We start from the raw sequence: 13,624 nt of genomic DNA, 5'->3' as shown, positions 1-13,624 counted from the left end.
GACTTAATTCCCAAACATCAGTGCAGTTAGCACAAAATCTAAACCTAATACGGCTAACGATGAATGAACAACGGTACGCGTTGTTGCTCTGCTAATCCCTTCCGATGTTGGGATTGCGTCATATCCGTTAAACAGCGCTATCCAAGTCACGGTAATGGCAAACACGACACTCTTAATAAAACAATTCACTAAGTCTTTTTGCCACTCAACCGCACCTTGCATTGATGCCCAGAAAAAGCCTTCATCAATGCCTTTCCAATCCACGCCGACAATAGCACCACCCCAGATCCCCACCGCAACAAAGATCAGTGAAAGTAATGGCATACTAATAAACCCGGCCCAAAAACGTGGCGCAACCACTCGTCTAAGAGGGTCGACAGCCATCATTTCTAAACTGGATATCTGCTCTGTTGCTTTCATTAAACCTATTTCTGCGGTCAGTGCTGAGCCTGCGCGTCCAGCAAATAATAGTGCTGTCACCACAGGGCCTAACTCTCGTAACAAAGAAAGCGCCACCATCATACCTAGGCTCGCTTCCGCACTAAATGTCGTCAGTACTAGATAGCCCTGTAAACCAAGAACCATGCCAATAAAAAGTCCAGAAACCATAATGATCAGTAGCGACTGAACACCAACACTGTACAGTTGCTTCATTAATAATGGCCACTGCTTACGAAACTCAGGCTTACCGATCAATGCTCGAAATAGCATGATGCCGGCTCTACCAAAAGTCGCAAAAATCGACAGTGATCGCGCGCCTAACCGCGCTAGTAAATTAACCACGTACTAATTACCTCGTCCTAATAGATCATCCTGATAGTTCCCCGCAGGAAAACGGAAAGGTACAGGTCCATCAGCAATACCATCTAAAAACTGTCTTACTTGTCTGTCTGGATTTTCCTGTAGCTCTTTTGCACTTCCCTGAGCAATGATTTTCTGTTCTGCAATAATATATGCATAATCGGCAATACTCAGTACTTCAGGGACATCATGAGACACCACCACACAAGTGACCCCTAATGCATGGTTTAATTCATCAATCAGTTTTACTAATACCCCCATGGTAATGGGATCTTGTCCAACGAATGGCTCGTCAAACATGATTAAATCTGGATCAAGGGCTATCGCTCTTGCTAAAGCGGCTCTGCGCGCCATTCCCCCCGATAATTCAGATGGCATTAAATTAGCAGCCCCTCTTAACCCTACCGCTTCTAACTTCATCATCACGGTAGTGTGAATTAACGCCTCGGGTAAATTAGTATGCTCTCTTAATGGGAAGGCGACATTTTCAAATACATTCATATCAGTAAAAAGGGCGCCTGATTGAAAAAGCATACTCATTTTTTTTCTTGACTGATATAAAGCAGAGCGTGATAACTTAGGAATATTGTCACCATCAAACCAAATATCACCACTATCAGGCAGAATTTGTCCCCCCATCAAGCGTAATAAGGTGGTTTTACCTATCCCTGAAGGCCCCATTATTGCAGTCACTTTTCCTCTAGGCACATCCAGATTGATTTGCGAAAAAATCTTTCTGCTACCGCGAGTAAAGTTCATATTGCGCACTTCAATTAAATTGTCTGGTTGTGCGTTCATGAATAAAACGTCCTTAAGCCTGTCTGCATAAACAAAATTTATACGCTATTTTGGCAGGTCATTGTCAATGTTACAAAGAAATCACCACTATTTAGCAATTTATTGCACGGTTGATTTTACTTTTCGTGCTTGGCTAGTCAAAATATGGTGAATTAGCAAAACCTTTTGACAATAATGTTTTTTATCAGCCCTGTCTTATTGGTTTTTTCTTTATTTTTCACTCATTGTTGGAAAACTGATGGCATGTTGATTACTTTGTCTCTTCTCATTGTTGGGTTGATGTTATTAGTCTATGCATCAGACCGACTGGTGTATGGTGCAAGTGTGTTTGCTCAATCATTAAAGCTCCCTCCTGCCGTTATCGGTATTGTTATTGTGGGAATGGGCACTTCATTGCCGGAGCTTTTTGTTGCAACCGACGCGGCCATCCACAATTTACCCGAGATAGCGATAGGTACAGCAATAGGATCTTCATTAACGAATCTGCTACTGATTGCTGGGATTGGAGCGATGATTTATCCCATGAATATCCAATCTGCGGTACTAAAAAAAGAACTTCCTTTGATGATTATAGTCATCTTATTAGCAGGACTGGTGGTTTCTAATGGTCATCTAGGGTTGAGAGAAGGCTGTTTACTTTTTTTCATCGGCTTCGCCTCTCTTTTTCTAATGATAAAAATGCTCCATAAAACCTTAACACAAGTGCGCCATGTGTTACCGCTAGAGACACTTTCACGTTTTGAATTACAAACTAATCCACGTAATTCTGTTGCCCTATTTTGGGTGGTAATTGCATTACTGATAATCCCTGTTGCAACAAGAATGATCATTGATAATGTTTTTATCATCATGCAACAGTATCATCTCAGCGGTTTTTTAGTTGGACTAACCTTGCTATCTATTGGCACCAGTTTACCTGAATTAGCAACGACCGTTGTGGCAGCCTTAAGACGTGAAAATGAACTGGCTCTAGGCAATATTATTGGCGCTAATATTTTTAATCTCACCTTTGTGCTAGGCATGCCCGCATTACTCTCTCCTAGCACATTTAATATGCAAGCATTCTATTTTAGTTTTACTGTGCTGGTGGTCGCGGGCCTACTTTTCTCACTCTTTTCATTGGGGCGCAAACAGCGGCTAAACCGTGGAAAGGGGATTTTCTTATTAGTTTGTTTTATTGTTTATATTACGGTGTTGTGCGTTGCACATTCTCTCTTAACCTAAAATAAATGGTACAAAAAATGACCGGATTTGATTTTCAGCAAGCAGGTAAAAAGGTTCTTCAAATTGAACAAGAAGGATTAGCTGAGTTAGCACAATATATCAATGACGATTTTTCTCTTGCCTGTGAAAAAATCTTTCACTGTCAGGGAAGAGTGATTGTTATGGGCATGGGAAAATCAGGTCATATTGGGCATAAAATTGCCGCCACCTTTGCCAGTACCGGCACCCCTTCTTTTTTTGTTCACCCCGGTGAAGCCAGTCATGGCGATTTAGGTATGGTGACAGAAAAAGACATTGTGCTGGCAATTTCAAATTCAGGTGAAGCCAGTGAAATTCTCGCCCTTATCCCTGTCCTCAAGCGTAAACAGATCCTTTTAATTTGTATGACACGCTCACCTCAAAGTACAATGGGGAAAGCTGCTGATATTCATCTTTGTATAAAAGTCCCTAAAGAAGCTTGTCCGTTAGGTTTAGCCCCTACCACCAGCACGACGGCAACACTGGTGATGGGAGATGCCTTAGCTATCGCTTTATTGCGCGCTCGAGGTTTTACGGCGGAAGACTTTGCACTATCGCATCCCGGTGGTGCATTGGGGCGTAAATTATTGCTTCATGTCAGTGATTTAATGAATAAAGATGATGATATTCCACGCGTCAGCAAAGAAGCGACATTACGCGAAGCACTGGTAGAGATCACCCGTAAAAAATTAGGTATGACCGTTATCTGTGATGATAATATGTTGATTAACGGTATTTTTACTGATGGTGATTTGCGTCGTATCTTTGATTTAGGTATTGATCTTAATAATGCCAAAATATCAGATGTAATGACGAAAGGCGGAATTCGCATTTCCCCAGATAGCTTAGCGGTAGAAGCGCTTAATTTAATGCAAGCAAAACATATCACTTCACTGTTAGTCACTGAACCAGATAGTGATATTTTATTAGGTGTTTTACATATGCACGATTTATTGCAAGCTGGGGTTGTTTAAGCTTGTTATGCGTTCATAAGGATAAAGATGAATACAATGATAGAGACCTGCTACGGTGCAGTAAGTAAGCAAATAATGCAAAAAGCAGAAAAAGTCCAATTGCTGATTTGCGATGTTGATGGTGTGATGTCTGACGGACTTATTTATATGGGCAATAACGGTGAAGAGTTGAAAGCGTTTAATGTCCGTGATGGCTATGGCATTCGTTGTTTACTTACATCGGGTATTGAGGTCGCTATCATTACGGGTCGTCAATCTAAGCTTTTAGAAGATAGAGCCAAAACACTTGGCATTACATATCTTTACCAAGGACAGCATAATAAGCTTTTGGCGTATCAACAACTGTTAGATACACTAAACCTTAAACCAGAACAGACAGCCTATATTGGCGATGATCTGATTGATTTACCGGTAATGGAAAAAGTAGGACTGTCAGTTGCCGTTGCTGATGCCCATCCATTACTCACACCTCGTGCCGACTATGTTACCCATATTTTAGGTGGACGCGGTGCAGTACGAGAATTATGTGATTTGATCCTATTAGCCCAAGGTCGACTTGAAGAAGCTAAAGGTTTATCGATTTAAACGTATAACGACACAGAATGAATAAATTAAAATCCTGGTTTACCCTGATTTTAGCCATTATTGCTCTTGGGCTGATTGGCTGGAACTATACTAACAATACTGAGCTTGATGATGGAAAGATTGTTGAAGATGGTCAACCCACCTACCAATCTAAATCATCAATATCCTTTGTTTATGAACCAACAGGTATACTGGGATATAAACTAGTTGCTGATGATGTCAAAAACTATGCTCAGCAAAAGTTTACATGGTTTACTAATCCTGTCTTAACGACTTATTCGCCGACAGGAGATGCAACATGGACCGTGCGTGCAAATAAAGCCAAACTGACAAACAGTAAAATGCTCTATCTTTATGGCGACGTTCAAATTGATAGTTTAACTGATGACTCCCAACTTCAGCGGATCAGCACAGAAAATGCTATCGCAGATCTGGATACACAAGATGTTTCCTCTGATGATGAAGTGACTATTATCGGCGTCGGACTGAAATCAGTCGGCTTAAAAATGCGAGGCAATCTGCGTGAAAAACGTGCAGAGCTGATTGAACAGGTGAACACCTATTATGAGATCCCTAATGAATCGAAAAATCCGTAATACACTAATTATCAGTACGTTATTCTCAATAAGTGTCCCAGTTATGGCACTTAAAGATGATACACAACAACCTATTGTTGTTAATTCCGAGAAACAGTCACTTAATTTAGAAAAAAACATTACCACTTTCACACAAAATGTTGTGGTAAAACAAGGCTCTATTGATATAAGAGCTGATAAAGTAGTGGTTACACGTCCTGGTGGCGATTCTAAAAAAATCGTGATTGAAGCTTTTGGTAACCCTGTGACATTCTATCAGTTACAAGATGATGGTAAACCAATCAAAGGTCGTGGTGATAAAATGACCTATGAGATGGACAAAGAGCTGGTGACCTTAACAGGTAAGGCTTATCTTGAACAATTAGACAGTAATATCACCGGTGATAAAATCACTTATCTCGTACCGACACAACAAATGGAAGCATTTAGCGGTAAGGGAAAACAAGTCACCACCGTTTTACTCCCTTCTCAGTTACAAGAGAAAGGTCCCGGTGTTAACAACAAAGGTAAGTAACACTTTATGGCGCTGTTAAAAGCTGAAAATTTAGCAAAAGCATACAAAGGGCGCACCGTTGTCGGTGATGTGAGCCTCAATGTTAACTCCGGTGAGATTGTTGGCTTACTTGGCCCTAACGGTGCGGGGAAAACCACCACCTTTTATATGGTGGTAGGTATTGTCGCCCGTGATGCGGGTAGCATTACTATCGACGATGAAGATATTACCTTACTCCCGTTACATGAGCGTGCGCGTAAGGGTATTGGTTATTTGCCACAAGAAGCCTCTATTTTTAGACGCTTAAGCGTTTATGACAATATCATGGGAATTTTAGAAATACGCCATGATTTAACGGCCGAACAACGAAAAGATCGTGCAGAAGAGCTACTTGAAGAGTTTAATGTCAGTCACTTACGTAATAGTTTAGGGCAATCTTTATCAGGGGGTGAACGCCGTCGTGTAGAGATAGCACGGGCGCTAGCGGCAAATCCTAAATTTATTTTATTGGATGAGCCTTTTGCCGGTGTTGACCCTATTTCCGTTTTAGATATTAAGAAAATTATCCAACATCTACGCGATTATGGCTTGGGCGTATTAATTACCGACCATAATGTACGCGAAACCTTAGATGTGTGTGAACGTGCTTATATCGTCAGTCAAGGACACCTTATTGCCCATGGTTCACCAGAAGAAATTTTGGCAAATGAGCAAGTTAAACGTGTTTACTTAGGTGAAGGCTTCCGCCTGTGATCTGAGTGACACTTTTATTTCGTCACGGATGACAACATAAGAGGATCCATCGCATCACTATGAAACAAAGTCTGCAACTTCGTCTTAGTCAGCAATTGGCCATGACGCCACAGCTCCAACAGGCTATTCGTTTGTTGCAACTTTCTACGCTTGAATTACAACAAGAAATTCAACAAGCCCTTGAATCTAACCCATTGCTTGAACAAGAAGACGATCAAGCGGATGTAACGCATTCTGATAGCTCATCAACACAAGAGAGTGATGATAGTACACCAGACAATGAGCGTGATAATGAGGTGTTAGATACCCTAGATGCACTAGAGCAAAAGGAGATGCCTGACGATCTTCCTCTCGATACCCAATGGGAAGAAATTTACACCGCAGGCACCCCTTCAGGCACCAGTAATGATTATGCGGCTGATGAATTACCACTCTATCAAGGTGAAACCACGGCTTCACTGCAAGATTACCTAACTTGGCAAGCTGACCTAACACCTTTTACTGATACTGATCGTGCTATCGCGACAAGCATTATTGATGCTGTCGATGAAACAGGATATTTAACAGTTTCAACAGATGACATTCTTGCCGGAATGGGTGATGATGAGTTAGAGCTTGATGAGATTGAAGCGGTATTAAAGCGTATTCAACGCTTTGATCCCGTAGGTGTCGCTGCCAGAGACTTAAAAGAGTGTCTGTTAATTCAATTGTCGACATTTCCAACTAATACACCTTATTTGAAAGAGACTCAACTTGTTATTGAGCACTATTTAGCGTTATTAGGTAATCGTGATTTTCGCCAATTAATGCGTCACACTAAGCTACGTGAAGAGACATTAAAAGTAGTAATTGAGACCATTCAATCTCTTGATCCAAAACCGGGTTTAAGTATTGATACAGAGGAATCACAGTATGTTATTCCTGATGTACTGGTAAAAAAATCAGGAGAACACTGGCAAGTTGAGTTAAATACGGATAGCATTCCCCGCCTACGCATAAATGAGACTTATGCAGCGCTTGGGCAATCAGCTCAAAACGAAAGCGATGGGAAATTTATTCGTGACAATTTACAAGAGGCTAAATGGCTGATAAAAAGCTTAGAAAGCCGTAATGAGACATTATTAAAAGTCGCTCATTGCATTGTTGACACACAGCAGGCGTTTTTCGAATTCGGTGAAGAGCATATGAAACCCCTTGTTTTGGCCGATATTGCAGAACAGGTTGAGATGCACGAGTCCACCATTTCTCGCGTTACAACGCAAAAATATTTGCATTGTCCTCGGGGAATTTTCGAATTGAAGTATTTTTTCTCAAGCCACGTAAATACTGATAACGGAGGTGAAGCCTCTTCAACAGCAATTCGGGCTTTAGTGAAGAAACTAATCGCAGCAGAAAACCCAGCGAAACCACTAAGTGATAGTAAACTGGCAAATATGCTCGCCGAGCTTGGTATACAGGTTGCTCGACGAACTGTTGCGAAATATAGAGAGTCATTATCCATCCCGCCTTCAAATCAACGTAAAGAGTTGGTTTGAGCATAATTGAGAAGGAAGACACTATGGAACTTCAAATCACTGGTCATAATATTGAATTAACTGATGCTCTGCGTGATACCGTCAAAGCAAAAAGCGCTAAATTACCTCAGTTCTTTGACAAAATTAATAACGTCCAAGTTATCCTCAAAGTCGAAAAAGTGACTAAAATTGCGGAAGCGACGATTCAAGTAAATGGCGGTGAATTACATGCCTCTGCGGAAGCAGAAGATATGTACGCAGCAATTGATGGATTAATGGATAAACTGGCTCGTCAATTAACCAAACACAAAGATAAACTGAGACAACATTAATTCATTTCCCATTGTAAAATGGGAATACAATCGGCGATGTTAGGGTGTTATTGATGTCGCGTTTGTTCAATTAAAAACAGCGCCTAAATAATCCGCTAACAAAAACCAGGTGTCACTCTGTGGCATCTGGTTTGCTGGTCTAAGTGAATAAGACAATGAACAACGATACAAAGATGAATATTAGCGACGTACTTACTCTGGCATGTACACATAACAATGTGCATTGCACAAGTAAAAAACGCGCGTTAGAAATTATCAGTGAGAATGCAGCTCAAGCACTGAATTTACCAGAGACACTGATTTTTGAGGCTTTATTAACGCGTGAAAAAGTCGGTACAACAGGGATTGGGGGTGGATTGGCTATCCCTCATGGGCGTATTGAAAGTGATGAAACTGAAAAAGTTGTTGGTGTGTTTCTTCACCTAAGCGAGCCTATTGCCTTCGACGCTATTGATAATCAACCTGTCGATTTGTTGTTTGCATTACTCGTTCCTGCAACACAATGTAAGGAACATTTACACACACTGTCTTTGATTGCAAAACAGTTGGCTGACAAAAATTTATGTCGCCGACTACGCTCCGCACAAAGTGATGAAGAGCTTTATCAGATTATCACAGAATAAACCTAATGGGTTTGGGTTTATCAGGACGCGAATAGCATACAGTGGAATGATATTCATCACTGGGAAATTAAGGGGAGCTACCTCATGGTGCTGATGATAGTCAGCGGACGCTCTGGTTCAGGTAAGTCAGTCGCTTTGCGTGCGCTTGAGGACATGGGATTTTATTGCGTTGATAACTTACCTGTCGATCTGTTACCGGAGCTTGCGAAAACACTGGCTGAGCGTGATGCTGCCGCTGCCGCAGTCAGTATTGACGTACGTAATATGCCAGAATCACCGGAGATTTTCGAAAAGGCGCTGGAAAGTTTACCCGCGGAATATTCTCCACAACTGTTATTTTTAGATGCTGATAGAAATACGCTGATCCGCCGTTATAGTGATACTCGACGCCTACACCCTCTTTCAACGAAAAACCTCTCGCTAGAAATGGCGATTGATACAGAGAGTGATCTGCTCGAACCTTTACGATCACGGGCTGATCTGATTATTGATACCTCAGAGATGTCAGTGCATGAATTAGCCGAAATGCTACGTACTCGCTTACTCGGTAAACGTGAACGCGAATTGACCATGGTATTTGAGTCTTTCGGTTTTAAACATGGTATTCCTATCGATGCTGATTATGTCTTTGATGTACGATTTTTACCTAATCCCCACTGGGATCCCAAATTACGCCCAATGACGGGGTTAGATCGTCCAGTCGCAGCCTTCCTCGATCGCCATACCGAAGTGCATAACTTTATTTATCAAACAAGAAGTTATCTAGAACTTTGGCTACCGATGTTAGAGACGAATAATCGTAGTTACCTAACTGTTGCTATTGGTTGTACTGGCGGCAAACATCGTTCTGTTTACGTGGCTGAACAACTGGCTGACTATTTCCGCTCTAGAGGGAAAAACGTACAATCACGCCATAGAACACTTGAAAAGCGCAAATGACCCAATATCGACGCGTAGCGATAAAAAACCGTTTAGGCATGCATGCAAGGCCTGCCATGAAATTGTTTGATTTGGTCAATACATTTCAATCAACGGTGACGTTACGTAACCATGAAGGCGTTGAGGCGCAAGCAGATAGTGTGATTGCGATGTTGATGTTAGATTCCGAACAAGGCAGTCACATCGATATAGAAGCCAGTGGCTGTGATGAAAAAGAAGCGATTGATGCGATTATTGCATTATTTGAATCAGGGTTTGATGAAGATTAATTCTAATTAAAAACAATAGATTAGCATTTCTTAACAAAAATCCCAGAAAGAGACTGTGATCACTGCCTCTTTCTTTTTGCTACAGAACCGCCTATTATCTTACATAGAGTTTAACAACACCCCCACCTAATCCGTGGGGGTGTTGTTTTGCATTGGAACAAATTGGAGTGTGGTATGACAAAGCCAACAATTATCATCAATGAACTTGATGCAGAACGTTTAGATTCATTACTAGAGCAACCTGCCTTTGCAGACAGCCCAATTGCAGAAGCTTTAAATGAAGAGTTAGATCGTGCTGACATTGTTACACCAGCTGATATCCCTGCTAACATCGTCACCATGAACAGCAAAGTCCGTTTTATGGACTTAAAAAATAATGAAGAGCGTATTCGTACTTTAGTTTACCCTGCTTCATTAAAAGATAGTGCGACTGAATTATCAGTCATGGCGCCAATGGGGGCTGCACTATTAGGTTTAGCTATCAATGATGAGATCAGTTGGCAGCTTCCTAATGGCCTTGAAACTAAGGTCAAAGTATTAGAAATTCTCTACCAACCTGAAGCTGCTGGTGAATTACACCGTTAAGCAATGCTGAAGGTTCGCGTGTTATTTTTTATCTTATTAACGCAATAAAATACAAGTAAGCGCGATATCTCAGCCCACTTATGGGCTGAGATTAAAGGTAAGGTGCTACTGACCTGCGATACTCATTTCTGGTAATAGTAGCGATCCACACTGAATATTACTGCGGGTTTCAATATCATCACCTATTGTGGCAATATTCGCCCACATCTCTTTCAAGTTACCGGCAATAGTCACTTCACTCACTGGATACTGAATTTCACCATTTTCGACCCAGAAACCGCTCGCACCACGGGAATAATCCCCTGTCACCGTGCTAACCCCTTGTCCCATTAATTCAGTGACCACAAGCCCTGTGCCCATCTCTTTTAACAATTCATCAAAGGAGAGGCCTTGCCCTGGGATACGCCAGTTATGAATGCCCCCTGCATGTCCATTGCTTTTTAACCCTAATTTTCTTGCGGAATAGCTAGTAAGGAGCCACTCTTGCAGTACCCCATCTTTAATAATATCTGCATCTGATGTGCGTACCCCTTCACTATCAAAAGGCGTTGATGCTAATCCTCCCACAATATGTGGACGCTCTTGAATATTTAACCATTGAGGGAAAATCTGTTTTCCTAAGCTATCTAACAAACAAGATGACTCACGGTAGATCATGCTACCACTGATGGCTGCCACTAAATGACCGAAGATCCCCGTTGCTACTTCCGCTGAGAAAAGAACAGGCGCTTTCATGGTGGATAATTTACGGGGAGCTAGACGAGATAAGGTACGGCGTGCACACTCTTGTCCTACCCATTCAGGAGATTGTAACGCCTCAAAACGGCGACTAATGGTATAGGCATAATCGCGCTCCATATCCTCACCCTCACGAGCGATAACGCAACTCGACATTGAATAACGAGATGAAGAGTAGCTTTTTAATAAACCAAGGCTGTTACCAAAGACGCGAGTTCCACTATGACTATTAAAGCTTCCTCCTTCGGTATTGACGATACGGCTATCACTGTCTAATGCAGCTTGCTCCGCACGAGACGCCAGCTCAATCGCTTTATCTGCTGTTATGTCTGTTGGGTGGTAGAGATCAAGAAAAGGGGCATCGAAGGCTAACAGGGCTTTATCAGCAGGCCCTGCATAAGGATCAACAGAAGTGTAGCGCGCAATATCTACAGCCGCTTGTACTGCACGTTTAATCGCATCAGGACTTAAATCTGTAGAAGATGCACTCCCTTTACGTTGTTGCTGATAGACGGTGATCCCTAATGCACCATCACTATTAAATTCAACATTTTCTACTTCACCATAGCGTGTACTAACGCTTATGCCTGTTGATTTATTAATTGCAACTTCTGCACCGTCACACTGTTTTGCGGCGATCTCCAGTGCAAGAGAAACTGCCTCTTCCAGCTGTTTTACCTGATCTGTATTATTCATTGAGAACCATTTTCCTAAGGAGAACATCACTTTTTACTTATTTTTGCTAAAGTAAATCAATTGACAGGTGGTCAACAAGCGATTTTCCCAGTTACAATAGAAGATATATGAATGTTATCACCCGTCGGGCTTTTGGTCATTCACCAAATCACACTCCCGGCTTACTCTGCAACAGGAATTTTTATTATGGCAAAGCAGCCAGAAGAGTGGCACTACCTCAATCCTGAATTTGACAATACACCGTTAGAAGAGGAAGAAGAGGAAGAGATCATTTGGGTCAGCAAAAGTGAAATTAAACGTGATGCTGAAGCGTTAAAGAAATTAGGCACCGAACTTGTTGAGTTAAGTGCTCAAGAGCTTGAACGTGTTCCTCTTGATGAAAAACTACTCGCTTCAATTAAATTGGCGCAAAAGGTACAACGCGAAGCGCGTCGTCGCCAAATTCAATATATCGGTAAGTTACTCCGTAATGTTGATGAAGAGCCGATCCGCCAAGCACTAGATAAACTAAAAAATCGCCATAATCAGCAAATTTTAGTGTTACATAAACTAGAAGATCTGCGTACACGTCTGATTGACGGTGGTAATGAAGTGATTGAGGAAGTGGTAGCGCTTTATCCTATGGCCGATCGCCAGCAATTACGCACACTTATTCGTAATGCTAAAAAAGAGAAAGAAGCCAATAAACCGCCAAAATCATTCCGCTTATTGTTTCAATATCTAAAAGATCTCTCAGAGTCAGCTTAACGACTGATGCTCCTGAAAACGCAGTGCTAAATCATGATACCACTGCGGTTTTCAGGATACCTTGTAATACTTATGGGCTTTCAGCTAGCTCTACTTGGCTTTTTTATGTTCACAATGAAAGCGAAATAGCTCTTTACCGAGCGTCTCTTGCGCTTCTTGCATTATCTCAATAATGGGCTGGAAGGTGCGGGAATGATGCGGTGCATGTCTGAAAACAATATTAACAGGCAATTCAATTTCTCCTGTTAATACATCCCATAACGCATCAAGATTATTACCGAATGCTTCATCTAATTGAAATTGCTGAGCAAACTGATGATAAAAAGCATCTCGATCCGCCAATGTGCTGAAATCAAAAATAATCTGTTTCATTAAGGTGCAACTCTTTGCATGGTACGGTAATGATCGGTGGTTAAATAAATTAATCCGTCATTAGAATATAGCAGGCGATCGCTACCACGATGTCCACATTGATAATTGACATCTGCTTCAAACCATTGACGCCCTACTTCTTCAGGTAACTGTTTTTCACGGTTCATAAAGCGATCACCACCAATCGCCCGTCCTGGTAAAACGTCACATAAATTGCCCGCTTTCGCATTCCAACCTTTAGCACGAGCCTCTTTTTTGCTGATATAAAAATCAGGTAAGCGGGCGTGTTGTTGCAAATAATCAGCCACTTTATTGGCTTGGGTCTTTTCATCAATTGCTAAAGGACGTTGAGGCTCAGGCTGACTGATTGAACTCTTTGACGATGTAGATGTTGTCGATGTAGGAGGCGCTGTTGCTGGTATCTGCGTTTCAGGTACTAATCCTTTATAAAGAACAAAAAATAAAACAGCCACAACAATAAGAACAGGGAATAGACGTTTGCCCATAAATAGCTCCATTTACTCACTTAAATAGAAACTCCATCATAGCGATGGAGTTTTATTGGGG

General features: G+C 41.6%; 18 protein-coding genes. 13 read left to right on the top strand and 5 right to left on the bottom strand.

The window, feature by feature from the left end; translation table 11 throughout:
- Positions 1-3: 3 nt before the first annotated feature.
- Both mlaE and mlaF read right to left on the bottom strand, forming a co-directional pair.
- A complete protein-coding gene (gene mlaE, locus AACV00_RS07760; RefSeq protein WP_004248921.1) occupies positions 4-783 on the bottom strand; it encodes a lipid asymmetry maintenance ABC transporter permease subunit MlaE in 780 nt (259 codons plus the stop codon).
- Positions 784-786: 3 nt separating this feature from the next.
- Positions 787-1,599 (bottom strand): phospholipid ABC transporter ATP-binding protein MlaF, encoded by an 813-nt coding sequence (gene mlaF / locus AACV00_RS07755; protein WP_004245298.1) that lies wholly within the window; start codon positions 1,597-1,599, stop codon positions 787-789.
- A 243-nt stretch (positions 1,600-1,842) separates the two neighbouring features.
- Between mlaF and AACV00_RS07750 the strand changes: the two genes are divergently transcribed.
- The 12 genes from AACV00_RS07750 (at position 1,843) to rnk (ending at position 10,504) form a co-directional block, all read left to right on the top strand.
- Positions 1,843-2,823, top strand: a complete 981-nt coding sequence (locus AACV00_RS07750; protein ID WP_004252691.1) for a calcium/sodium antiporter — start codon at positions 1,843-1,845, stop codon at positions 2,821-2,823.
- Positions 2,824-2,840: 17 nt separating this feature from the next.
- Complete coding sequence (gene kdsD / locus AACV00_RS07745) at positions 2,841-3,815, top strand: arabinose-5-phosphate isomerase KdsD (protein WP_017628220.1); 975 nt, start codon at positions 2,841-2,843, stop codon at positions 3,813-3,815.
- A gap of 27 nt (positions 3,816-3,842) precedes the next feature.
- Complete coding sequence (kdsC, locus tag AACV00_RS07740; RefSeq protein ID WP_004245301.1) at positions 3,843-4,400, top strand: 3-deoxy-manno-octulosonate-8-phosphatase KdsC; 558 nt, start codon at positions 3,843-3,845, stop codon at positions 4,398-4,400.
- A 17-nt stretch (positions 4,401-4,417) separates the two neighbouring features.
- Positions 4,418-4,996, top strand: coding sequence for an LPS export ABC transporter periplasmic protein LptC (gene lptC / locus AACV00_RS07735; RefSeq protein WP_004245302.1), 579 nt, complete (start codon positions 4,418-4,420; stop codon positions 4,994-4,996).
- Positions 4,977-5,510: a lipopolysaccharide ABC transporter substrate-binding protein LptA gene (gene lptA, locus AACV00_RS07730; RefSeq protein ID WP_004245303.1), complete on the top strand. Its 534-nt coding sequence runs from the start codon at positions 4,977-4,979 to the stop codon at positions 5,508-5,510. Before lptC ends, lptA begins: the two co-directional genes overlap by 20 nt.
- A gap of 6 nt (positions 5,511-5,516) precedes the next feature.
- Positions 5,517-6,242 (top strand): LPS export ABC transporter ATP-binding protein, encoded by a 726-nt coding sequence (gene lptB, locus AACV00_RS07725; protein ID WP_004245304.1) that lies wholly within the window; start codon positions 5,517-5,519, stop codon positions 6,240-6,242.
- Positions 6,243-6,301: 59 nt separating this feature from the next.
- Positions 6,302-7,777, top strand: a complete 1,476-nt coding sequence (gene rpoN / locus AACV00_RS07720; protein WP_004248917.1) for an RNA polymerase factor sigma-54 — start codon at positions 6,302-6,304, stop codon at positions 7,775-7,777.
- Between the two features lie 23 nt (positions 7,778-7,800).
- Positions 7,801-8,088: a ribosome hibernation promoting factor gene (gene hpf / locus AACV00_RS07715; RefSeq protein ID WP_004248916.1), complete on the top strand. Its 288-nt coding sequence runs from the start codon at positions 7,801-7,803 to the stop codon at positions 8,086-8,088.
- Between the two features lie 155 nt (positions 8,089-8,243).
- Complete coding sequence (gene ptsN / locus AACV00_RS07710; RefSeq protein ID WP_004245307.1) at positions 8,244-8,711, top strand: PTS IIA-like nitrogen regulatory protein PtsN; 468 nt, start codon at positions 8,244-8,246, stop codon at positions 8,709-8,711.
- An 84-nt stretch (positions 8,712-8,795) separates the two neighbouring features.
- Complete coding sequence (rapZ, locus tag AACV00_RS07705; protein WP_004245308.1) at positions 8,796-9,650, top strand: RNase adapter RapZ; 855 nt, start codon at positions 8,796-8,798, stop codon at positions 9,648-9,650.
- A complete protein-coding gene (gene npr, locus AACV00_RS07700; RefSeq protein WP_004245309.1) occupies positions 9,647-9,919 on the top strand; it encodes a PTS phosphocarrier protein NPr in 273 nt (90 codons plus the stop codon). The genes rapZ and npr overlap by 4 nt, the downstream gene beginning before the upstream one ends.
- Positions 9,920-10,093: 174 nt before the next feature.
- Positions 10,094-10,504 (top strand): nucleoside diphosphate kinase regulator, encoded by a 411-nt coding sequence (gene rnk / locus AACV00_RS07695; protein ID WP_004245312.1) that lies wholly within the window; start codon positions 10,094-10,096, stop codon positions 10,502-10,504.
- A gap of 105 nt (positions 10,505-10,609) precedes the next feature.
- Here the strand turns inward: rnk and pmbA are convergent, their stop codons facing one another.
- A complete protein-coding gene (gene pmbA / locus AACV00_RS07690; RefSeq protein WP_004248914.1) occupies positions 10,610-11,938 on the bottom strand; it encodes a metalloprotease PmbA in 1,329 nt (442 codons plus the stop codon).
- A gap of 186 nt (positions 11,939-12,124) precedes the next feature.
- Here pmbA and yjgA point away from each other — a divergent pair, with 186 nt between their 5' ends.
- A complete protein-coding gene (gene yjgA, locus AACV00_RS07685) occupies positions 12,125-12,685 on the top strand; it encodes a ribosome biogenesis factor YjgA (protein WP_004248913.1) in 561 nt (186 codons plus the stop codon).
- A 90-nt stretch (positions 12,686-12,775) separates the two neighbouring features.
- On the opposite strand, the gene AACV00_RS07680 is transcribed toward yjgA, so the two are convergent.
- Together AACV00_RS07680 and AACV00_RS07675 are read right to left on the bottom strand one after the other, a co-directional pair.
- Positions 12,776-13,057 carry a barstar family protein gene (locus tag AACV00_RS07680; RefSeq protein ID WP_004245317.1) on the bottom strand — a complete coding sequence of 94 codons (282 nt, stop codon included), beginning with the start codon at positions 13,055-13,057 and terminating at the stop codon, positions 12,776-12,778.
- Positions 13,057-13,563, bottom strand: a complete 507-nt coding sequence (locus AACV00_RS07675) for a ribonuclease (protein ID WP_004248912.1) — start codon at positions 13,561-13,563, stop codon at positions 13,057-13,059. Before AACV00_RS07675 ends, AACV00_RS07680 begins: the two co-directional genes overlap by 1 nt.
- Positions 13,564-13,624 lie beyond the last annotated feature (61 nt).

The sequence above is a fragment of the Proteus sp. G3927 genome, assembly GCF_963894685.1.
Taxonomy (GTDB): domain Bacteria; phylum Pseudomonadota; class Gammaproteobacteria; order Enterobacterales; family Enterobacteriaceae; genus Proteus; species Proteus mirabilis.
The sequence above is the reverse complement of the archived record's forward strand: the minus strand, read 5'-3'. Positions and strand labels throughout refer to the sequence as shown.